The sequence below is a fragment of the Rhizobium sp. X9 genome (assembly GCF_018873185.1).
GTDB classification, from domain to species: Bacteria; Pseudomonadota; Alphaproteobacteria; order Rhizobiales; family Rhizobiaceae; genus Agrobacterium; species Agrobacterium oryzihabitans.
Genome location: NZ_CP071311.1, coordinates 1,348,185 through 1,368,837, shown reverse-complemented (window position 1 = coordinate 1,368,837; position 20,653 = coordinate 1,348,185). Strand labels below are relative to the sequence as shown.

The 20,653-nt window shown below is 66.7% G+C and carries 26 protein-coding genes; all 26 read right to left on the bottom strand.

The annotated features are described in order from the left end of the window. Positions 1-2: 2 nt before the first annotated feature. Positions 3-299 carry a putative entry exclusion protein TrbK-alt gene (trbK-alt, locus tag JZY08_RS06710; RefSeq protein WP_080921914.1) on the bottom strand — a complete coding sequence of 99 codons (297 nt, stop codon included), beginning with the start codon at positions 297-299 and terminating at the stop codon, positions 3-5. A 20-nt stretch (positions 300-319) separates the two neighbouring features. Further along, positions 320-1,087: a P-type conjugative transfer protein TrbJ gene (gene trbJ, locus JZY08_RS06705; RefSeq protein WP_080921913.1), complete on the bottom strand. Its 768-nt coding sequence runs from the start codon at positions 1,085-1,087 to the stop codon at positions 320-322. Between the two features lie 2 nt (positions 1,088-1,089). Continuing rightward, entirely contained in the window at positions 1,090-3,534 is a 2,445-nt protein-coding gene (trbE, locus tag JZY08_RS06700) for a conjugal transfer protein TrbE (protein ID WP_080921912.1), read from the bottom strand. A 15-nt stretch (positions 3,535-3,549) separates the two neighbouring features. Continuing rightward, positions 3,550-3,828, bottom strand: a complete 279-nt coding sequence (locus JZY08_RS06695) for a VirB3 family type IV secretion system protein (protein ID WP_047143435.1) — start codon at positions 3,826-3,828, stop codon at positions 3,550-3,552. Then, entirely contained in the window at positions 3,828-4,160 is a 333-nt protein-coding gene (locus JZY08_RS06690; RefSeq protein WP_080921911.1) for a TrbC/VirB2 family protein, read from the bottom strand. The genes JZY08_RS06695 and JZY08_RS06690 overlap by 1 nt, the downstream gene beginning before the upstream one ends. Then, positions 4,157-5,143, bottom strand: a complete 987-nt coding sequence (trbB, locus tag JZY08_RS06685) for a P-type conjugative transfer ATPase TrbB (RefSeq protein WP_080921910.1) — start codon at positions 5,141-5,143, stop codon at positions 4,157-4,159. Before trbB ends, JZY08_RS06690 begins: the two co-directional genes overlap by 4 nt. A 188-nt stretch (positions 5,144-5,331) precedes the next feature. Next, positions 5,332-5,760: a CopG family transcriptional regulator gene (locus JZY08_RS06680; protein ID WP_080921909.1), complete on the bottom strand. Its 429-nt coding sequence runs from the start codon at positions 5,758-5,760 to the stop codon at positions 5,332-5,334. A 7-nt stretch (positions 5,761-5,767) separates the two neighbouring features. Then, on the bottom strand, positions 5,768-7,753 hold the full coding sequence (locus tag JZY08_RS06675; protein WP_111383225.1) for a conjugal transfer protein TraG: 1,986 nt from the start codon (positions 7,751-7,753) through the stop codon (positions 5,768-5,770). Between the two features lie 24 nt (positions 7,754-7,777). Further along, positions 7,778-9,517 (bottom strand): VirD2 family relaxase/mobilization nuclease, encoded by a 1,740-nt coding sequence (locus JZY08_RS06670; RefSeq protein ID WP_080921907.1) that lies wholly within the window; start codon positions 9,515-9,517, stop codon positions 7,778-7,780. Positions 9,518-9,760: 243 nt separating this feature from the next. Next, a complete protein-coding gene (locus JZY08_RS06665; RefSeq protein ID WP_080921906.1) occupies positions 9,761-10,540 on the bottom strand; it encodes a lytic transglycosylase domain-containing protein in 780 nt (259 codons plus the stop codon). A gap of 3 nt (positions 10,541-10,543) precedes the next feature. Further along, positions 10,544-10,876 (bottom strand): DUF736 domain-containing protein, encoded by a 333-nt coding sequence (locus JZY08_RS06660; protein WP_080921905.1) that lies wholly within the window; start codon positions 10,874-10,876, stop codon positions 10,544-10,546. Positions 10,877-10,935: 59 nt separating this feature from the next. Next, positions 10,936-11,481: a S26 family signal peptidase gene (locus JZY08_RS06655; protein WP_080921904.1), complete on the bottom strand. Its 546-nt coding sequence runs from the start codon at positions 11,479-11,481 to the stop codon at positions 10,936-10,938. Next, positions 11,478-11,999 carry a DUF2840 domain-containing protein gene (locus JZY08_RS06650; protein ID WP_080921903.1) on the bottom strand — a complete coding sequence of 174 codons (522 nt, stop codon included), beginning with the start codon at positions 11,997-11,999 and terminating at the stop codon, positions 11,478-11,480. The genes JZY08_RS06655 and JZY08_RS06650 overlap by 4 nt, the downstream gene beginning before the upstream one ends. Beyond that, positions 11,996-12,247 carry a hypothetical protein gene (locus JZY08_RS06645; protein WP_080921902.1) on the bottom strand — a complete coding sequence of 84 codons (252 nt, stop codon included), beginning with the start codon at positions 12,245-12,247 and terminating at the stop codon, positions 11,996-11,998. The genes JZY08_RS06650 and JZY08_RS06645 overlap by 4 nt, the downstream gene beginning before the upstream one ends. Beyond that, entirely contained in the window at positions 12,244-12,945 is a 702-nt protein-coding gene (locus JZY08_RS06640; protein WP_080921901.1) for a site-specific DNA-methyltransferase, read from the bottom strand. The genes JZY08_RS06645 and JZY08_RS06640 overlap by 4 nt, the downstream gene beginning before the upstream one ends. After that, positions 12,942-13,595: a ParA family partition ATPase gene (gene parA, locus JZY08_RS06635; RefSeq protein ID WP_080921900.1), complete on the bottom strand. Its 654-nt coding sequence runs from the start codon at positions 13,593-13,595 to the stop codon at positions 12,942-12,944. Before parA ends, JZY08_RS06640 begins: the two co-directional genes overlap by 4 nt. Then, complete coding sequence (locus tag JZY08_RS06630; protein WP_080921899.1) at positions 13,592-14,767, bottom strand: replication initiator protein A; 1,176 nt, start codon at positions 14,765-14,767, stop codon at positions 13,592-13,594. Before JZY08_RS06630 ends, parA begins: the two co-directional genes overlap by 4 nt. Before the next feature lie 18 nt (positions 14,768-14,785). Further along, positions 14,786-15,067 (bottom strand): helix-turn-helix domain-containing protein, encoded by a 282-nt coding sequence (locus tag JZY08_RS06625; protein WP_080921898.1) that lies wholly within the window; start codon positions 15,065-15,067, stop codon positions 14,786-14,788. A gap of 135 nt (positions 15,068-15,202) precedes the next feature. Next, a complete protein-coding gene (locus tag JZY08_RS06620) occupies positions 15,203-15,694 on the bottom strand; it encodes a DUF2285 domain-containing protein (RefSeq protein ID WP_245295392.1) in 492 nt (163 codons plus the stop codon). Then, positions 15,624-15,965 (bottom strand): DUF6499 domain-containing protein, encoded by a 342-nt coding sequence (locus JZY08_RS27540; protein ID WP_245295391.1) that lies wholly within the window; start codon positions 15,963-15,965, stop codon positions 15,624-15,626. Before JZY08_RS27540 ends, JZY08_RS06620 begins: the two co-directional genes overlap by 71 nt. A 125-nt stretch (positions 15,966-16,090) precedes the next feature. Further along, positions 16,091-16,351 (bottom strand): DUF2285 domain-containing protein, encoded by a 261-nt coding sequence (locus tag JZY08_RS06615; protein WP_080921896.1) that lies wholly within the window; start codon positions 16,349-16,351, stop codon positions 16,091-16,093. Between the two features lie 93 nt (positions 16,352-16,444). Further along, positions 16,445-16,711 carry a helix-turn-helix transcriptional regulator gene (locus JZY08_RS06610; RefSeq protein WP_080921895.1) on the bottom strand — a complete coding sequence of 89 codons (267 nt, stop codon included), beginning with the start codon at positions 16,709-16,711 and terminating at the stop codon, positions 16,445-16,447. A gap of 243 nt (positions 16,712-16,954) precedes the next feature. Beyond that, positions 16,955-17,119, bottom strand: a complete 165-nt coding sequence (locus JZY08_RS06605) for a hypothetical protein (RefSeq protein WP_170138923.1) — start codon at positions 17,117-17,119, stop codon at positions 16,955-16,957. A gap of 451 nt (positions 17,120-17,570) precedes the next feature. Then, positions 17,571-17,972, bottom strand: a complete 402-nt coding sequence (locus tag JZY08_RS06600) for a single-stranded DNA-binding protein (RefSeq protein ID WP_080921894.1) — start codon at positions 17,970-17,972, stop codon at positions 17,571-17,573. Positions 17,973-18,797: 825 nt separating this feature from the next. Continuing rightward, the gene (locus JZY08_RS06595) at positions 18,798-19,214 is read right to left on the bottom strand and encodes a hypothetical protein (protein ID WP_080921893.1); all 417 of its coding nucleotides are present in this window, start codon (positions 19,212-19,214) and stop codon (positions 18,798-18,800) included. A gap of 164 nt (positions 19,215-19,378) precedes the next feature. Next, positions 19,379-20,311: a DUF2493 domain-containing protein gene (locus tag JZY08_RS06590; RefSeq protein WP_080921946.1), complete on the bottom strand. Its 933-nt coding sequence runs from the start codon at positions 20,309-20,311 to the stop codon at positions 19,379-19,381. Positions 20,312-20,653: the final 342 nt, after the last annotated feature.

Genomic DNA, 20,653 nt, shown 5'->3' with positions numbered 1-20,653 from the left:
GCTCACCGCCCTTCCGGGGTGGCGGGCGTTGCCGGTGCGACCGGCGTCGGCGCGTGGCCGAGAAAGCGGTCGCGGGTTTCGGCCCAGACGCGCAGGCACTCCGTATCGCTCGCGGCCTGTTGACCAAGTTGCTGGCACCGGCGCTGGCTCTCGCGCAGCGGATCGCCTTCGGGCTGAAGCTGACGCGCCGACGGCGATGCTGGCGCGTCCTGCTTGCGGGTCATTTCGATCGCCGTCGCCGTGACGGCGACCGCGACGAATACGATAGCGCCCAGCCGGGCCAGCATCTTGCCGTCCATGAGCTTCCTCCTTTCCGGCCTTATTTGCCGCTGTTGAACATCTGGGCGTTGCCGGGCTGGTAGCCCGAGCCCGGCGTCAGGAAGCGGCGACGCTGTTCGCGGCCCTGTTCGGCGGCGGCGGTGCGTTCCGCCTCGGTGAGCGCGCTGGCGCGGCCGTTAGAGGCGAGCAGCGCCACGAGATCCGAAAGCTGCTGCGATTGCAGGGCGAGGATCTGATTGCCGGCCTGTGTCGCCTGAAGCGCGCCGGTCGCGCCCTGGCTCTGGCTGACCAGCGCCGACATCTGCGTGCGGTTGGTGTCGATGTTGGAGACGACGCCGGCCTGCACGCGCATCGCGTCCTGAAGCCCGCCGACGGTGTTCTGCCAGCGCGAGCGGGCGTCGGCGACCATCTGCTTGTCGGTCGTCGACATCGAGACGTTGCCGTATTTCTGGGTGAACATCTGGTCGATCTGCTGGACGTTGAACGCGATGCCCTGAGCCTGCTGGAGAAGCTGCTGGGTGCGCTGCACGTTCTGCTGCAAGGTCTGGAGCGCCGAGTAAGGCAGGCTCGCCAGGTTCTTCGCCTGGTTGATGAGCATCTGCGCTTCGTTCTGGAGCGAGGTGATCTGGTTGGTGATCTGCTCCAGCGTGCGCGCCGCCGTGAGGACGTTTTGCGCATAGTTGCTGGGATCGAAGACGATGATCGCGTGCGCGGGTGTCGCCATCATCGGCGAGAGCGCGAGCGGGGCTGCCGCCAGCATGGTCGCGGCGAGCGCCATGGCGCGCGAGCGGATACGAAGGGTAAGCATAGTCAGGACTCCTTTGCTGCTTGGCGGAACGAGAAAGTTGGAATGAGATCAGCCGCCCATCCGACGTCGCGGGCGCGCAGCCACGCGGCGAGAAAGCCGTCGCGGCCGTGTTCGGCGACGAGGTTGGCGATCAGGGTCTGGTCGGATTTCGAGGATGCGGCGCAGAGCGCGAGGCCGACTTCGGACAGGCCCAGCTCGAACAGGCGGTTGCCGCGCCGCGACTGGCAGTAATAGTCGCGCTTGGGCGTCGCGCGTGCGAGGATCTCGATCTGCCGGTCGTTGAGGCCGAAGCGGCGATAGATGGCCGTGATCTGCGGCTCGATCGCGCGTTCGTTCGGGAGCAACAGCCGCGTCGGGCAGCTTTCGATGATGGCCGGCGCGATGCTCGAATTGTCGATGTCGCTGAGCGACTGCGTGGCGAAGATGACCGATGCGTTCTTCTTGCGGAGCGTCTTCAGCCACTCCCTGAGCTGGCCGGCGAAACCCTCGTCGTCGAGCGCCAGCCAGCCCTCGTCGATGATGAGCAGCGTCGGCCGCCCGTCGAGCCGGTCGCCGATGCGGTGGAAGAGATAGGAAAGCACCGCAGGCGCGGCGCCGGTCCCGACCAGGCCCTCGATCTCGAACGCCTGCACGGCGGCCGAGCCGAGATGCTCGGCCTCGGCATCGAGCAGCCGGCCATAGGCGCCGCCGACGCAATAAGGCCGGAGCGCCTGTTTGATGTCGTTGGACTGGAGCAGCACCGACAGGCCGGTGATCGTGCGTTCCTCGACCGGCGCCGACGCCAGCGAGGTCAGCGCCGTCCAGATATGCTCCTTCACGTCCGGGGTGATCTGGATCGCTTCACGCATCAGGATTGCGACGATCCAGTCGGCCGCCCAGGCACGCTCATAGGTGTCGTGGATGCGGGAGAGCGGCTGGAGCGAAACGGAGAACTCGTCCCCTTCGGTTAGCCCGCCGCCCAGGTCGTGCCAGTCGCCGCCCATCGCGATGGCGGCGGCGCGGATGCTGCCGCCAAAATCGAACGCGAAGACTTGGCTGCGCTCGTAGCGTCGGAACTGCAAGGCCATGAGCGCGAGCAGCACGGACTTGCCGGCGCCGGTAGGGCCGACGACGAGCGTGTGGCCGACGTCCCCGACGTGAAGGGATAACCGGAACGGGGTCGAGCCTTCGGTCTTGCCGTAAAGCAAGGGGGGCGCACCGAAATGCTCGTCCAGCTCCGGCCCCGCCCACACCGCCGACAGCGGGATCATGTGGGCGAGATTCAAAGTGCTGATGGGAGGCTGGCGGACGTTGGCGTAAGCATGACCGGGGAGCGAACCGAGCCAGGCATCGACCGCGTTGACGCCTTCGACCATGGCCGTGAAGTCGCGGCCCTGGATGACTTTCTCGACAAGGCGCAGCTTCTCGTCGGCAAGACGCGGATCGGCGTCCCACACCACGATCGTCGCGGTGACATAGGCCATGCCGGCGACATCGGCGCCCAGCTCCTGCAAGGCCAGATCGGCGTCGGCCGCCTTGTTCGACGCATCGGTATCGACCAGCGCCGACGCCTCGTTGGTCAGAACTTCCTTGAGGATCGCGGCGATCGATTTGCGTTTCGCAAACCATTGGCGGCGGATTTTGGTCAGCAGCTTGGTCGCGTCGGTCTTGTCGAGCAGGATCGCGCGGGTCGACCACCGATATGGAAAAGCGAGCCGGTTGAGATCGTCGAGCAGGCCGGGCGTCGTCGCGGTCGGAAAGCCGATGACCGTGAGAACGCGCAGATGCTGATCGCCAAGACGCGGCTCCAGGCCGCCGGTCAGCGGCTGATCGGCGAGCAGCGCATCGAGATAGACCGGGGTTTCCGGCACGCGGACGCGGTGGCGCTTGGTCGAGACGGTCGAATGCAGATAGGTCAGCGTCTCCGCGTCATCGAGCCAGCCGCATTCGGGCATGAAGCCGTCGAGGAGCGCGAGCACGCGATCGGTGCGGTCGATGAAACCCCGCATCACTTCCTGGGGATCGACGCCGGATTGCTCGCGGCCCTCGTAGAGCCAGGTCTCGGCCCGCGCGGCGTCCTCGGCCGGCGGCAGATAGAGGATGGTCAGGAGGTAGTCCGACACGAAGTGGATGCCGGCCTCCTCGAAGTCGGCCTTGCGTTCCTCGTCCACCAGGCCGGATGCTGGATCGGGGAATGTGCTGTCGGGATAGGTCGCGGCTTCGCTGCGTTGCGCCTCGACGAAGATGCTCCAGCCGGAGCCGAGACGGCGGAAAGCGTTGTTGATGCGGCCCGCAACGGCAACCAGCTCGGCGGCGACGGCGCTATCGAGATCGGGGCCACGGAAGCGCGCCGTGCGCTGGAAAGAGCCGTCCTTGTTCACGACGACGCCGGGGCCGACCAGAGCGGCCCAGGGCAGGAAATCGGCAAGGCGGGAGGCGGTACGGCGATATTCGGCGAGGTTCATCATGGGCGTCACCTCCCTTCAGACCGCGAGAAAAGCCGGGAGGCGCAGATGGCGCCGGCCGACTTCGACGAATTGGGGATCGCGCTTGGCTGCCCACACGGCCGCGACATGGCCGATGGCCCAGATCGCGATACCGACCAGCCAGAGGCGCAGGCCGAGGCCTACGGCCCCGGCCAGCGTCCCGTTGAGGATCGCGATGGAGCGCGGCGCACCGCCGAGCAGGATGTGCTCGGTCAGTGCGCGGTGAACCGGGACGGTGAACCCCGGTACATCCAGTTGCTCGAAGGCGACGGCCATCAGACGAGCGCCCCGCCGCCGAAGCTGAAGAAGCTCAGGAAAAACGAGCTGGCCGCAAACGCGATCGACAGGCCGAACACGATCTGAATGAGTTTGCGGAAGCCGCCCGACGTGTCTCCGAAGGCGAGCGCGAGGCCCGTGGCGATGATGATTATGACCGCGACGATCTTGGCGACCGGCCCCTCGATCGATTCGAGGATTTTCTGGAGCGGCGCTTCCCACGGCATGGAAGAGCCGGAAGCGTGCGCGGCCGGGACGAGGACGAGATTGACATAGGCGACGGCGGCGACGGTCGCGACGGTGCGATGGACGCGCAGCGGGATGCGGATCATGAAGGTTCTCCTGTGAGGTCAAGGGTTGCGGGGGTGACGCGGTAGTCCCCGTCCGGGCCGAGTCCTTCGACGCGGGCGAGTTCGGCGAGCCGGCGTGCGGAGCCGCGGCCGGAGAGGACGGCTACGAGGTCGATCGTCTCGGCGATCAGCGCGCGCGGAACGGTGACGACGGCTTCCTGGATGAGCTGTTCGAGACGACGTAGCGCGCCGATGCCGGTGCCGGCGTGGATCGTGCCGACGCCGCCCGGATGGCCGGTGCCCCAGGCTTTGAGGAGGTCGAGCGCTTCGGAGCCGCGCACCTCGCCGATCGGGATGCGGTCGGGGCGCAGGCGCAGCGAGGACCGCACGAGATCGGAGAGCGTGACGACGCCCTCCTTGGTCCGCATGGAAACGAGGTTGGGCGCGGCGCATTGCAGCTCGCGCGTGTCCTCGATGATGACGACGCGATCCTGCGTCTTCGCCACCTCGGCGAGCAGCGCATTGGTCAGGGTGGTCTTGCCGGTCGAGGTGCCGCCCGCGACGAGGATGTTGGCGCGCGATGCGACGGCCGCCCGCAAGGTCGCGGCCTGGTCGGCGGTCATGATCCCGGCGGCGACGTAATCGTCGAGCGTGAAGACGGCGACGGCGGGCTTGCGGATCGCGAAGGCCGGTGCGGCGACGACGGGCGGAAGAAGCCCCTCGAACCGCTCCCCCGTCTCGGGCAGTTCGGCCGAGACGCGCGGGGACCGGGCATGGACCTCTGCACCGACATGATGGGCGACCAGGCGGACGATGCGCTCGCCGTCTGCGGGCGAGAGGGTTTCGCCGGTGTCGGACAGCCCTTGGGAAAGCCGGTCGATCCAGATGCGCCCATCGGGGTTCAGCATCACTTCGACGATGCCGTCGTCCTCAAGGAACCGGGCGATGGCGGGACCGAGCGCGGTGCGCAGCATGCGCGCGCCGCGCTGGATCGCCTCCGGTTTCTGATGAGAAGAAGAAGTCATGCCGCCCCCAAAGCCAAGGGGACGCAACAGAGAGTTCCCCGATCGGGGATGATTAAAAGAGCCCGAAATCGGGCCGGTTCAACAAGTATCGGTCGTAGTAGTAGCGTGGCGTGCAAATACAGGAGAACGGCGGCGGAGCCCTGATCTTGTTGTCATCGGGGGGCTTCACCAGATGACGCGCGAGATCGTCACGGCTCCGAGTTGGAGACATCCTCGGGGATCTCCTGTCGCAGCTTCGGTCCTTTCACGAGGCGCCGGCCGAGCGCGGTGATGAACGCCTCATACCGCTCGGCTGATTTGGCGCGTGCCGCCTGTGCGGCAGGCTCCGGCAAGGCCGGCGTGGTCGTGATCCAGAAGCGGATGAACACCGCCAGCGTTTCGACGGCGATGCCGACATCCCGCTCCAGGCGGGTCATGCGGCGGTCGATCTGGTCGAGGCGCTTGGCGACGACCGCCTCTCGTCGCTCGGCATCGTCCGGCGACAGGAACGATGCGATGGCGGCCTCGGCGATCATGGACTGCGATTGATCCCGGCGCGCGGCAAAATCCGCCAGCGCCTGCGTCACGTCGGGGTCCAGATAGACCGTGAACTTCGACTTTTTCCGATGACTGGTCATGGCGCGCTCACAGCTCCATGCCGTCATTCGGGTCGAGCGAGACTTGACGCGCCACGCCCTGCATCTGGCGAAGCATACGCCGGTTGCGCACGGCGTCCTCCTCGGCGTCGTCGGGAAGCTCGATCTCGAACTCGTTGGCAATGGGTTCTTTCTTCTCCACCGGCTTGGCGCGGCTGAGTTCGGGTTGCAGCCGGCGTTCGGAATCGGTGGTGTCTTCGTCGTCGGACAGCTCGGCAGGCTGCGCGTCCAGCGCGTCCGGCCTCGCCGGGATCGGCAGGCTGCTCCAGTCGTCGGGGCGAGGCTTGTTGGGACGTTTCAGTTCGGGCGGGGCAAGAAGGCGCTCGCGGAAACGGGCATCTTCATAGTAGCGCGCCTTCTTCGCCCGGATCGGCGGGGTGCCGGCGACCATGACGATCTCGTCGCTCGGCGGGAGCTGCATGATCTCGCCGGGGGTGAGCAACTGGCGGGCGGTCTCCGAGCGTGAGACCATCAGATGGCCTAGCCAGGGCGACAGCCGGTGCCCGGCATAGTTCTTCATCGCCTTCATCTCGGTCGCGGTGCCCAGCGCATCGGACACGCGCTTGGCGGTGCGCTCGTCGTTCGTGGCAAAGGAAACGCGCACATGGCAGTTGTCGAGGATCGAGTTGTTCGGGCCGTAAGCCTTTTCGATCTGGTTGAGCGACTGCGCGATCAGGAAGGCTTTGAGGCCATAGCCCGCCATGAAGGCCAGCGCGCTCTCGAAGAAGTCGAGCCGCCCCAGCGCCGGAAACTCGTCGAGCATCAACAGCAGGCGGTGCCGGTCGCCCTTCGCCTGCAGGTCTTCGGTCAGGCGGCGGCCGATCTGATTGAGGATGAGGCGGATCAGCGGCTTGGTGCGATTGATGTCGGATGGCGGCACGACGAGGTAGAGCGTGGTCGGGAGCTTGCCGCCCACCATGTCGGCGATCCGCCAGTCGCAGCGCCGCGTCACCTCGGCGACGACCGGATCGCGGTACAATCCGAGAAACGACATGGCGGTGGAGAGCACGCCCGAGCGTTCATTGTCGGATTTGTTGAGCAATTCGCGCGCCGCGCTGGCGATGACCGGGTGCGGCCCCGCTTCGCCGAGATGGCTGGTCGTCATCATCGCGGCAAGCGTCGACTCGATCGGACGTTTCGGATCGGAGAGGAAGGCGGCGACACCGGCGAGCGTCTTGTCGTCCCCGGCATAGAGGACATGCAGGATGGCGCCGACAAGAAGGGAGTGGCTGGTTTTCTCCCAGTGGTTTCGCTTGTCCAGGCTCCCTTCGGGATCGACCAGGATGTCGGCGATGTTCTGCACGTCGCGAACTTCCCACTCGCCGCGGCGCACCTCGAGCAAGGGATTGTAGGCCGAGGATTTCGGATTGGTCGGATCGAAGAGGAGCACGCGACCGTGGTGCGCGCGGAAGCCGGCCGTCAGCGTCCAGTTCTCGCCCTTGATGTCGTGGACGATTGCCGAGCCCGGCCAGGTCAACAATGACGGCACGACGAGGCCGACGCCCTTGCCCGATCGCGTCGGCGCGAAGCACAGCACATGCTCAGGCCCGTCATGGCGCAGATAGTCGCGGTCGTAGCGGCCGAGCACGACGCCATCGGGATCGAGCAGCCCGGCGGCCTTCACCTCTTCCTTCTCGGCCCAGCGCGCCGAGCCATAGGTGGCGACGTCCTTGGCTTCGCGCGCCCGCCAGACCGACATGCCGATCGCGACGGCGATGGCGATGAAGCCGCCAGACGCGGCGATGAACGCGCCCTGGGTGAAGATCTCCGGCGCATAGGCATCGTATGAGAACCACCACCAGAAGAAGGCCGGCGGGTGGTAGAACGGCCAGCCGAAGAGGACGAACCAGGGCGGCCCGAGCTGCGCCTGAAACCCGAGGCTCCAGGCGACATATTCGGTCGCGCCCCAGGTGGTGGAGAGCACGATGAGGAAGACGATCAGAATCTGTCCCCATAGGATTTTGGTCGCGGACATTGCGATGTTCCTTCTCTGTTGAGGCTAGAGGCCGAGCCCGCGCTTGCGCCCGAAGTCCCAATCGACGCCGCCGCCGTCGCGGGCGACGCCGGAGACGTGGCGGCCGAGCTGCTTGTCGAGGGATGGCGACCAGGGCACGAGCTGAAAGCCGAGGCCGTCGTCGATCATGGCGAAGCGGCCGGAGGCGAGCGTCAGGCGCTGGCGATAGGTGCCGGCGACATATTCGCCGCTCTCGGCCGGCTTGAAGGGCTGGCCGGTCTCCTTCGCGAGCCGGCCGGCGACGGCCTCGACTTCGCGGCGGCGAAGGGTGTCGATCAGGTTGCGGTTGAAGATGACGCGGCGGCCCTGCTGCTCGGCGAGACCTTCGCCGACCAGACGCTCCGCACGCTGCCGCATCGCGTCCCGCACCTCGGCGCCGAAACTACCGTCCGACATGGCGACGGGTTCGCGGGCGATGGATTGCCGGTCGAGCCAGGTCGCGCCGGTGGCGCTCACCTGATGCTGGAGATCGAGATCGGAGCGGACGGCGAGCGCGACGCGACGATCGCCTTTCGCGTCCTCATAGGTGCGCAGCTCGACGATCGATCCCGGCGGGCTGTCGCCGGTGGCGTCGAGATGCGGCAGGCGGATGTGATGGGTGCGGCCGTCCACGCCGTCGACCACGGCGTAGGCCGTTCCCTTCAGCTCGTCGTCGAGGCCGCGTTCGACCAGGCGGCCGATGACGGGAACGTCGAGGCTCTCGCCGGCAAGGACGTAGCTGGCCGAGCCGCGCTCGATGCCGCTTGTCGTCAGCGCCCGGTGCATCCGCTTGATGATGTCGCCGCGCTCGCCGAGTTCGCGCAGCGTCGCTTCGGCCTCGGGCTTGATGAACCATTGCTGGTGCCCGACCTGTCCGGCGAGCCCGCAGATTTCGAGCGTGCGCAGCCGGCCGACCTTCAGCGCGTGAAATTCGTCCGGCTGCTGGCCGGGCTGCGGCGCGAGGTCGATGATGCCGGACTTGCCGGCGTCGCGGACAAGCTGGCGGTCGAGCTGCGTCCAGCGTTCGGCCTCGACCTGCCGCTCCAGATTGCGGTTGATCTCCAGATCGGTGCGCTGGCCCAGCTCCTGCGTCACGAGATCCTGTGCACGGGCGCGCATTCCCTCCTTGATGTAGTCGCGGGAGATTACGAGGTCCTGGCCGTCGTCGGTGCGGCCGCGGACGATGATATGGATATGGGGATTGTCGGTGTTCCAGTGATCGACGCCGACCCAATCGAGTTTGGTGCCGAGGTCTTTTTCCATCTGCCCCATAAGCTCGCGGGCATGGTCCTTGAGGTCGGCCATATCCACGGCGTCCTCGGGCGAGACGATGAAGCGGAAATGGTGCCGGTCATCCTCGCAGCGCGCCGCGAAGTCGCGGGCATCCACATTGTCGCCTTCAGGGCCGAACAGCCGCGCCTTCTCCCCGTCTCGGGTCACGCCGTCGCGGCGGAGATATGAGAGGTGCGCAGCCAGCGGCGCGGCGCGTGCGCTATGGCGCACCACGCGGGTCTTGATGACGACGATGCGTGAGCGGCCGGTGAGCAGCCGGTTGGCCTGGATGCTGGCGCGCTGGCCGCGCCCGAAGCGCGAGCGGTTGCCCGTCGTAATCTTGCCGGAACGGGAGACGCGGCCACCGGCCTTCTGCGCGGCGGCGAGCGCCTGCGAAATGAAGGGCCGGGCCTGCTGTGCGCGGGTCGAGCGGATGCGCCCAGGCCGGACGCGAATTTCGCTGTCATCGGCCATGGCGGAACCTCGCACGGTGCAAAAGGAACAGGGAAATCAGAAAGATAGGCGTGCAGCGCACGGTGCGCGAAAGCGCGGCACGGTGCGGAACGCGCCAAAAAACCATGCAAAAACAACCGACCAACCGAAGCGCACCGTGCGCCTTTTTATCTCGCCATCGTCCGGTTGTTCTGCCTGCCTCTGCCCCTTCCATCCTCCATGACACGCCGGAATACGAAGGGATGCGAAGGACGGCCCGCACGCTCATGGGCGCTCTCCGGGGCTGGAGCGTGCGACGACAAGGGGCGAATCCGATGTCGCGGCGGGATCGGATGGCCGCGCCGTGACGGAGGATCGGCTGTCGTCCGAACGCGCATTGTCCGACCGCGAACCGGCGGGGCGAGCGTCGGCTGAACGCACGACGAAGATCGCCGCCTCGCGCCAGTCGGGTGGCGGATCGGCTCGCCAGACGGACGTTTCGGGTGCGGCCGCGCCGCCGAGCACCGGCACGAGCGCGGCGACATAGGCCCGCGTTTCGGCCGGCAAGGCGCGGCCCGTCGAGCGATGATCGTCATAGCGGCCGGGACCGGCGTTGTAGGCCGCGAGCATCGCGGCGACATCGCCGTAGCGGTCCCACATTTCGCGCAGATAGGCCGCGCCCGCCATGATGTTGTCGTGCGGGTCATAGGGGTCGCGGCCGAGACGGTAGCGGGCGCGCAAGGCGGCCCATGTATCCGGCATGACCTGCATCAGCCCCAGCGCGCCCGCCGACGAGATCGCGCGCACATCACCCGCGCTTTCGGCGCGCAGCACGGCGCGAATCCAGCGTTCGGGAATCCCGTACCGCTGCGCCGCCTCGGCGATGTGGGCGGCATAGGGATCGGTGGCGGACGGACGGGCGACCGGCGGGGTCTGCGCCGTTGCCCCGGTCGGCCCCGCGCAGAAGGCGAGCACGCCGAGGGTGGCGAGAACGGCGCGGCGACATGCCGATCCGGCCCGGCCAACGCGCCGGGCCGCGAGCATGGAGATGATCGGAGCCGGCATCGGTCAGCTCCGGTCTTCGCGCTGCCGGGGCCGCTTCCATGCGAGCCGGAAGGTGCGGCCGTCGTCGTCGGCCTGGAACAGTGCCGGGCGAAACACGGTCAGAAAGAGCGGGCTGTCGATCTCTAGGGCGATGTAGTCACCGGCGCGTTCGCCGACACGTTTCCACGCAGCGCCGATCTCGGGGCCGTCCTCGTCGTCGAGGTGGATGCGATAGGCCGGCGCGTTCTCGGCGTCGCTCGGATCGATGCCGACGAGCACGATCGCCTCGTCGATGCCGAATAGCCGGACGCGGCCGGCATAGCCGTTGGCGGTAGGTTCAAAGGGATGGTTGGGCATAGTCGTCTCCTTCAGGTTGGTGAGCTGGTTGGTCGGGGAAAGGCGGCGTCAGCGCCCCGTCAGCGGGTCGGCGCGCGCCACTCGAAGCGGCCGTTGCCGTCTTCGTCGGTCCACAGCGGGACCGCGTGGCCGATGATCTGGTCGGTGGGGGTCAGGCCGAAGTAGCGACCGTCGAGGCTGTCGCGGACCTGCCAGTTCATGAGGAAGACTTCGCCGGTCTGGATGCGGCGGCAGCCCTGCCAGACGGGCAGCTCCCGGCCGATCCGGTCGCGCTCCAGCGCCGCGCCCATGGCGATCCCGTCCACGGTGATCGCGCGGCCGGTTCGGCAAACGGTCTGCCCGGACACGCCGAGCACGCGCTTGATGAGCGGCACGCCCTTGGGCAGATAGCCGCGCTCGGCCATAAAGGCGGCGAGCGGTTCGGGCGCGTCGACCGCGACAAGATCGGTGACGTCGAACGGCCCGTCGTAGTCGATGGAATAGAGGCCGATGGGCGCGCTGGCCGAGGCGTTCCACATGAGCTTGATTGGCATCGGCGTGAGCGCCGGATAGCCGATGCCGAGCGTGGCGAGCGCCATGACGGTGATGAGGCCGGCGCGCGTCATGGCTGAACCTTCCTGCGCAGGAGGAAGGCGCGATGCTGTTCGAGCGTGTAGGCGCGCGGCTGCTGAGCGGCGGCCATCCGGTTGTGGACGTGCCGCCAGTGTTCCGGCGAAACGGCGTCCGCCTCGATGCCGATCGCCTCGATCGCATCGACGTGGCGCAGTACGTCCTCGACCTTCGGCCAGCCCTCGATCTTGAGCAGGATTTCGCCGCCCGGCCGCACGAAGGGCAGCGTCTGGTAGGCCTCGCCCGGTTCGACCGCGCGCACGATGTCGATGCGCGAGATGATCGTGCCGAAGTCGTTGGAAGCCCAACGGACGAAGGCGAAGATGGTATTGGGCCGGAAAGAGAGAATGCGCTGGCGGCGGTCGACGATCTGTTCGTTCGCCGCCTGGCCGAACCTGATCCAGTATTCGATCTTCTTCTCGATCCACGTCAGTTCGACGCGGGTCATGCGATCCTGGATGAGCGCGGACGGCATCGGGCCGCCGCGCACGCGGGGGGCCGCGGTGCCGTTCATGTGGGGTCTCCTGGGGTCGAGGGAAATTCGCGCGACAGCAGCTCGCGCAGCATGTCGGCGACGGTGACGCCGCGCCCGAAGGCCGCGATCTTGATCCGGCCGCGCAGCTCCGGCGTCACGTCGATGGTGAGCCGCGCCGTATAGGCACTCGCCTCGGCGGTGCGTGGCGGGCTCTCGGCCGTCTTGATCCACTGTTCGGGATCGGCCGGGCGCGTGGCGAAACCGCGCTTTTCGGTGCGGGCCGTCATGACGCGCCTCCGCTGCCGAAGGGCAGCAGCGCGGCGAGCCGGGAACGGGCGCGCTCGGCCATGACGGGATCGATCTCGCAGCCGATATAGCGGCGGCCGGACAGCCGGCAGGCTTCACCCGCCGCGCCGGAGCCTGCGAACCAGTCGCCGAGCAGCACCGACGGTTTTTCGGTCGGATGGATCGCGCGGCCGTGGCAATTGCGCAGGTAGATGACCGATCGCATGATGCGCGGCCCGCCGTCTTGGCTGACGTAGTGGCCGGCGTCGATCTGGCCGTTATGGGGAGGACGCTGCTTGCGGCGGACGGTGCGCGCCGTCGCATCGGGCGTGGTCTGGACGTCGTTGTATATGTCGCGCCAGGCCGTCTCGGCCGGGTAAAATTGCACGGCCAACTCATGCACCCGCTTGAAGCGATCGGCATGAAAGCTGGAGCCGTTCTGCTTCTCCCAGACGATCTCCTGCGCGATGCGCAAGCGCGCGTCGGTGAAGCGGTCGGCGGTCGCCATGAAGCTGCGCAGCGAGCCGAACACCCAGATCGAGCCGGTGGGCTTGAGGGCGGCGCGCGCCAGCACCAGCCAGCGCTCGACGCGCCGGTCCCAGGCGAGCGAGGTGTCGCCATAGGGCGGATCGGCAAGGATCATATCGAACGGGCCGCGCGGCGGCATGAGGTCGCGGCAGTCGCCGGTGAGGACGATCATGAACCGTCCCTCCCGATGTCGAGCTGGCCGATCTCGGACGCGAGCGCGGCGATCTCGCGGGCGGCGGGCGAGCGGCTGTCGATCTCCGAGGCGAGCCGCCCGGACTGCGCGGCGTCGGCGAAGACGATGCGCTGGCCGATGGTCGCGGCGAGCACCGGCGGATCGTGATCGGCCAGCGTCTCGGCCGTCTCGCGGGCGATGACGGTGCGCGTGGCGCAGCGATTGAGAACGAAACGGGCGACGAGCTGCGGCCGGTAGATGCGTGCTTCCGTGAGGAGCGACAGCATCTCGGCCGAGGCCCAGCCATCGAGCGGCGACGGCTGCACCGGGATCAGCACGAGGTCGGCGGCGAGCAAGGCCGAGCGCATGAGGCCGGCGACACGCGGCGGGCCGTCGATGACGATGTGATCGACGTCGCGCGCCAGCTCGGGCGCTTCGCGGTGGAGCGTATCGCGCGCCAGGCCGACGACGCCGAACGCGCGCGGCAGGCCCTCGCGGCTGCGCTGCTGCGACCAGTCGAGCGCCGAGCCCTGCGGGTCCGCATCGATCAGCGTGACACGCCGGCCGCGTCCCGCGAGTTCACCGGCGAGATGGAGCGCGAGCGTCGTCTTCCCGACCCCGCCTTTCTGATTGAGGAGCGCGACGATCATCGGCTTCCCCCCGGTGGATCGAGGGGAAGCCGGGGCGCTTCGGGATCGCCGGCCTCGGACGAGCGGATGTCGCCGGAGGCCCTTCGGGGGCCGGACTGTGCGGCCGGAAAGCTCTTTTTCGCGGTTACGCTGAGGCTTCTGGCGGCGCCGCGGATGAGCTTTTCCACATCGCGCGCGCGCTCTTCAAAGTTAGATTCTTGGTTAGACTCTAAGTTAAGGGCGCGAATCCGTCTGCGATTTCCAGACGTTAAGGCCGGTTTCGGTTCCTGATAGCACGAGCCTCGGGTTCCCGATGGCACGATAGTCCGGGTTCCCGATAGCACGAGCCCGTCCACAGGTTTTCCACAGGGGGCGAGCGGCTCGAAAGCGAGCAGCGTGCGCCCGCCGATCTCCATCTCCAGCGACAGGACGTAGCCGGGCAGCGGCTGGCGCCGCACGATGTCGCGCAGCTCGAACGCGAAGCGTTTGAACGGCGACAGACTGCCGGATTTGACATGGAGATGGTGCAGGTCGAACCGCCAGCCGTCGCGCTGGCGGCCGCCGTGCTTGCGCACGATGCGGTAAAGCCAGCGGTCGAGGCCGCCGGTGAGATCGAAATAGGCCGGGTCGATGGTGAGGATGAGCGCGTCGTCGAGGACGGCCTTGTAGAACCAGTCGGGGACGATCAGCTCGATGCCGTCCGGTCGTCCATGGCGGTCGGTGCGCTCCTGCCATTCGTTGATCCACGAGAAGCGGTGGCGGCGGCCCTCGGCCGGCTGGCGGATCGATGTCGAGATCGTGGTCGATTGCAGCCGGTCCAGCGCCGCCTTGAGGCGCTGGTAATCGCGCAGCGACGTGCCGCGTCCGACATAGGTGAGGATTTCATAGGGCGTCGTCGCCATCAGCCGTGACGTGCGAAGCCCGTTGTCGCGGGCTTCGACGATCTGGCTGGCGGCCCAGATCAGGATGTCGGCGTCCCAGATCGTGGCCATGCCATGATCGGGAACGGCCTCGACGCGGATCGTGATGTCGCCGGCTGCGAAGTCGATCGGGGCGACGCGATGGGATTTGGAGAGGGAGAAGAACGGATAGGCCATGAGATCCTGCGCATCTCGTGGCGCGAAGTCGCCGGGGAGTGCGCGAAACAGATCGAGCTGCCCACGCTCCGAGAGGTCACGACGCCGCACCACCATGAAAGGGTCCGGCCACGATCAGCGTGCGAACCGGCCGGCAACCCGGTCGGTCGTCGGCGGCTGGCGCTTCGCCGGCAGCACGGAGCCGCGCGGATCGGAGGTCGAGGTGACGGCGCCGCGCTCGGCCCAGGTTTCGAGGTCGTCGACGGCATAGACGACGCGCCCGCCGAGTTTGCGGTAGGCCGGGCCGGTGCCATAGGTCCGGTGCTTTTCGAGGGTGCGGGCGGACAGGCTGAGAAATTCAGCGGCTTCCTTGGTCCGCAGATAGCGTGGCGGGAGCGCGGTGGTTTCGGGTCGCATGGGGCGGGCCTCCGTGGGTTTGCTGGGGGCCGCTGGCGATCAGCGGCTGACAGCGACCACGGTGGCGAAGAACCGTCGGCGGGATGGATGGGGGACTTGAGGTGGCTAAAATCCCCACCCCCTGTCGCGGCGCGGCTATGTGCGCCGGCGCTGGCGAAGCAGTTGCAGATAGCCGCCGTTGATGAGCGCCAAGCCGCCTTCGACCAGGGCGATGACGGCATCGCGCAGCGGCGATGTCTTCCAGGGCTCGGTGTTGACGCGCGCCTCGCCGTAGATCGCGACGGCGATCTCGCGATAGCTCGCGCCGTTCATGTGACCATCGGTGGCGCGGAGTTTCAGGCGCAGGCGGCGGCGTTGTTCGGCGGTCATGCGCTTATCGCGTGGCGGCGGGCGGCCGCGCCAGACGCGCGCCATTCGCGTCAGGGCATCGATGCGGTCGAAGACGTCGTTATCGAGCGGAACCAGCGCCGCGAGCTGGTTGTCGTGAACAGTGCCGGAAAGGAACAGAACCTGGATGTCGTGCTCGGAGAAGGACGCATAGGCGCCTTCGGGGGCTTCACGCCCTGCGGCGAACGGATCGGCGGAGGAAGCGGGGGCGGGAGGCAGAAATTCGGGGCGGCGCGTCAAGAGGAGAACAGCGGTATCGCTGGACGGCGACCAACGTATTTCCTGAGCGAGTGCGGACAGGCCCGGCCTGGCAGCGAAATCGAAGCCCCCAGAGCTGTTCTGCGTCTTTTGGAAGCGGTGCGGCCTCAGTGGCAGCGTTCACAAGACCGCTGTAGAGTTCCTGATAGGGAACGTATCGGCGAAGACATTCCCAGGCGAGTCCCTCGACCTGCAGCCTGTCGAAATAGTCGTAACGGCTGTCGTTCCGCCAGTCTCTTGTATCTGGCCTCATAGCGTCAACTCCTCGCAGGTTACGCGCAAGTCGAACGCCGAGTTTTCCTGTTTCATCATAGGTGGCGGAAGGCCGGGAGAGGACATTGCGTGATGCCGAAGGAGCATCACGCGACCAGCGGCGGATCAGCCCTGGGACAGTCGCAGAAGGTGCCGATAGCCGGTGTGCGTCATCCAACGGGCGCGAGCGAGATGGCTATCGTGGATGCGTCGACAGCGTTCGGGTTCGTTGACGGGATCGAGTCCGAACAAGATCTGCACCGCCTCTGTCCAATCGGCGCCATCGGCATCCGCGTCCAGCAAGCGCGCGTAGAGTTTGACGTGCGCCTTGTCATAGGCGGTGAGTTCCTGCCCTGCCGGCGCGGTATCTGCGAATGTCTCGATCATGATGCAGGCTCGATTACTATGCGGCGGCTGCATCTTAACCATGTTTTGTCCAAAATGGAGCGACGGCAAGCTTGGGCGAGCTTTGCCCGCCGATCAGCGCGCTGCGGTGGATGGATTGGGCTTATTTCCGCGATCATCGACCAGCAACACTCCTTGCCCCTGAACGGTGGACAAGAGGACGATGCCGGCAGCTTCCAAAGCCCTGCGCACCTGATCGCGCGTTGTCTCGTACACATCGAGTCCGCTTTCGGATTCGAGGCGTTTAAGCGCGGTCAGCGATATGCGGGCCTTGTCAGCGAGCGTCTCCTGTGTCCAACCCAGCAACGCGCGTGCGGCCCGTGATTGTCGGGCGGTGATCATGCATGATCACCTCCCATTCGGACCTACGCGCATTCCAGAACTACGGCTATTTTAGTCGTCCTTGCTCTATTTTGCCAGTCTAAAGACGCTGCATGAAATCTGCGGCGACGTGGTTCCGGTGCAGTGATTCGCGCGGCTGCGCGGGATCGGGGCGCCTGAAAGGCGGTCTCGGCCCGCAGCAGGCCGACGACCGCGTTGGGCGGGCGGCGTCCAAGAAATGGAGGGGCGGATGATCCGCCCCTTTTACGCGAAGGGATCGATCTCGGAGACGATGGTGTCATCGTCGCCGTCATATTCGGTGGCGGGCATCACGCTCATGGTGCCGTCGCCGGCGCGGAAGATGACGATGGCGACCATCAGGGTGGAGGCGAGACTGGCGGCGTAGGCGTTGGCAGTTGCGAGGGTCATTGTCCGGCTCCCGATTTCGGCGGGGACCATTCCCCGCTCGACGGGCGCCCGAAGTGTTTTGGGTTCGGCCGGGGTCATCGCGCAGGCGAAGACGAAGCGACCGCACGCTTGCGTAGCGGACCCCATGAGGGTTGACCCTGGAAGGCCGGGACCGGAACCAAGGTTAAGCCACAAGAACGGGGTGGTTTCCGCTTGCCGGAGCCGGTTGGCCCTGCATTGCCCTTGCCGGCGCTGCCCTGGCTCGCTCCCTGACAGTCGCGATCGTCCGCAGTTGTCTATGGTCCGCGTGATGCCCGCCGCCGAATATGCGCCTTGCGTGCGCCGGTCTGTTTGATCCCTTTGCGTGAAGCGGCGCGCAGCATCCAAGGGGCCGCAGCTTTGGGGCGGCGTCGATCCGGCGCGAACATTAGAAATCCCGGCGGCTTTCGCCGCCGGGTCTCCGGCCGTCCGATCAGAACGGGATGTCATCGTCGTCGATGAACTTGCCGTCGTCGTTTTCGGTCTGCTTCGCCCGGTTCAGGAAATCGACGGTTTCGGCGATGATCTCGCAGCCGTAGCGGTCGTTGCCCTGCTGGTCGGTCCATTTGGTGTAGTGGATGCGTCCGCGAACCAGAACCTTCATGCCCTTTTCGCAATGCTCCTCGATCGTCTTGCCGAGGCTGTTGAAGGCGGTGATCCGGTGCCATTCGGTGTCCTGCACCCGGTAGCCCCTGTCGTCGCGGACCACCTTGCCTTCCGAGTAGCGAGGGCGCGAGGTTGCGAGGGTGAAGTGGGTGATGCGGGTGCCGCCCTGGGTGGCGCGGGTTTCCGGGTCCTGGCCGATGTTGCCAGCGAGGATGACGATGTTCTGCATTGTAGGTCTCCGTTGCTTCTCGGAGGAACCATTCCCTCCGACGAGACCCGGCCAAGGCCGTCTGGAGACTCCTGCATCGCCGCCTTCAGCGGCGGCTTGACCCCCAAGGTCCGGGTGGGGCGGGCAGCCGCGCTTGCGCGGCAACACGGCCGGAAACCGCGGGGGTTGCCGGAAGGAAACAGAACGGACTTAGGGGATCAGTCAGTCGGAGGGATTGGTGCTTCCGTAAGCCCGATGGAGACCGGGCCAGAACAGCATCCTTGCTGGCCGCAGATGAGACAGGGCCAGACGCACCACCCCGGAGGCGCCCCGGCCACGCCCTGTCGCCTGCCGATCCGCGCCCCGGCTTCGGAGGCAAACGAGGATTTCCGCGAGAACGAGACGCCTGCCGGGTTGTCCGCACCAATTGCCGGATCATCGTTTTGACGGCACGAGGCTCGATTCAGAGCCTTGCGAAAAGGGCATGAAGGTGTTCGCGGCGCAGCTCGTCGCGCAACCCACGGACCGATCAGCACCGCGTCGACCGGCGCGCTCGCAGATCTCGCCCGATGCCGACGCAGCGGGCCGGACGGTGCGACCGACACGGCGATGGCGCATTCAGCAACCCGATGAGACTCCGCCCTGATCGGATGGCGGGAGGCTTGGCGCGAACGCTGTCGGGATGGTCATGGGAGCGATGGATCGCCACCACCCCGTGTCAGCGATTGAAGCCGAATGGCGGAAACGCGCTCATCAAGCGTGGTTCCGGCGCAGCCGAATGAGCGGCCCGAAGGGCGACACCCATCCTTCCCGGCCCATGCCGCGAGGATCATCGGAACAGCACGATCAACGCGAAAGCGCAGCCGTTCCGACCGCATTGAGGTTCAGCACCGCCGCTATGCCGATGACCAAACCGCCGATCCCGCCGAGGATATTGATGGCGATGGCCGAGTCGATCATGTGCTTGGTCACGCCATGAACCAGCGCGAAACCGGCGATCACGGCCGGAATGGCGAAGATGGCGAGCGCGATCAGACGCAAGGCGGGGTTTTTCGCAAAGCCAAGCACGGCGATCACCAGCACGACGGAGCCTATGGCCGCACCGATGGCCGCAAGGGCGGAAAACCAGAAGCCCGAGCCTGTCGCATAGACATATTGGAACGCGGTGATGCCCGTCATCACAGGCAGCGCGTAGATGGCGAGATGCCAGGCGATCACGCAGAAGGTGATGGTGAGCGAGATGGCAAGAAGGATCAGCGTCATGGAAACCTCCACTTGAATGGTTGAGGATCACGACAGGCTGCCCGGAGATACGCTCCGCCTGCGACTATGCTGCTTCGCCGGTTCTGCAAGGAAACATCATAAAAGCCTTCTCATTGCCGTGTCGTCAAGTATTGGCGGCTGTTGCAGCCGCCTTTCGGCGGCGCTTACGCGCCGCCGTCGAACTTCATGACCGGGATGCCGAGCTTGCGGGCCTTGTCCGCGAGATTGTCCTGAATCCCGGTTCCGGGGAAGTGAATGACCCCGATCGGCATGGTGTCGAGCATCGCATCGTTGCGCTTGAACGGCGCTGCCTTGGCGTGCTTCGTCCAGTCGGGCTTGAAGGGGATTTGCGTAACCTTGCGGTTGCTGGCCCATTTCGAGGCGATGAGTTCGGCGCCCTTCGGGCTTCCACCGTGCAGCAGCACCATGTCGGGGTGTTTGGCGTGAACCTGATCGAGCTTGGCCCAGATCAGGCGGTGGTCGTTGTAGTCGAGCCCGCCGGTGAAGGCCACTTTCGGGCCGGGCGGAAGGAGCACCTCGTTCTCGGCCTGCTTCTTCGCGGCGAGGAAGTCGCGGCTGTCGATCATCGCGGCGGTCAGGTTGCGATGGTTGACCATGGAACCCGTGCGCGGCCGCCAGACGGAGTGGGTGTGGCGCTCGAAGTGTTCGGCGGCCTGGTCGCGCATCAGCTCGAAGGCGTCGCGCCGTTCGAGAAGGGTCTGACCCTCTGCCGTCAGGCGCTCCAGTTCGACGGACTTCACCTCGGAGCCGTCCTGTTCCCGTTGAAGGCGGCGCTGCGCGACTTCGTTGTCGTCCAGCTCGCGCGCGATCCGGTCGCCCGCGCGCTGGAAGAGGTTGACCGTGCCCCAGAGCAGTTCTTCGAGGTCGGGTTCCAGGCGGGTGTCCGAGAGCGCCACCACGAGGGCGTCGAAGATGTCGGCGATGCTGCCGGCCACGACATTGCCCTCGGGGAGCGGTCGCGGGTCGGGTTCGTCCTCGAAGGGACGGTAGCCGTAGAGCGCCAGTTCCTGAAGGACGTGATCGGTCGGGGAAGATTCGTGGTGCGGCTCGTAGTCGGTGTCGTGGTGTTCGGTCATGGTGGTCTGCCTTCGGCTCGTGGCCGCGCCCATCGCGGCCTTCGTGGCGACGAAAGGCGGCGGGCGGGACGGACCTGCACCGGACGCGCAGCGGGAGGCCGGAACGCAGAGGAGGATGACGGGGGCCGGCGATTTTGCTTCGCGATGCAAAGCGCCCCAGCCGGGGTCCCCGCGCGACTTGTCGCGTGGGGTGGGTGCGGCGCGGCGGAAAATCGTTGGCAACCGGCATTGCCTGTCCGGCCCGCCTGACGCCCCGATCGCCCTCTCAGAAGGCCGTGGGTGTGGCCTCTCCGCGCCGGAGGCAGATCGCCATGGCTGAACCGGCCCCGCGATACCGCGTTG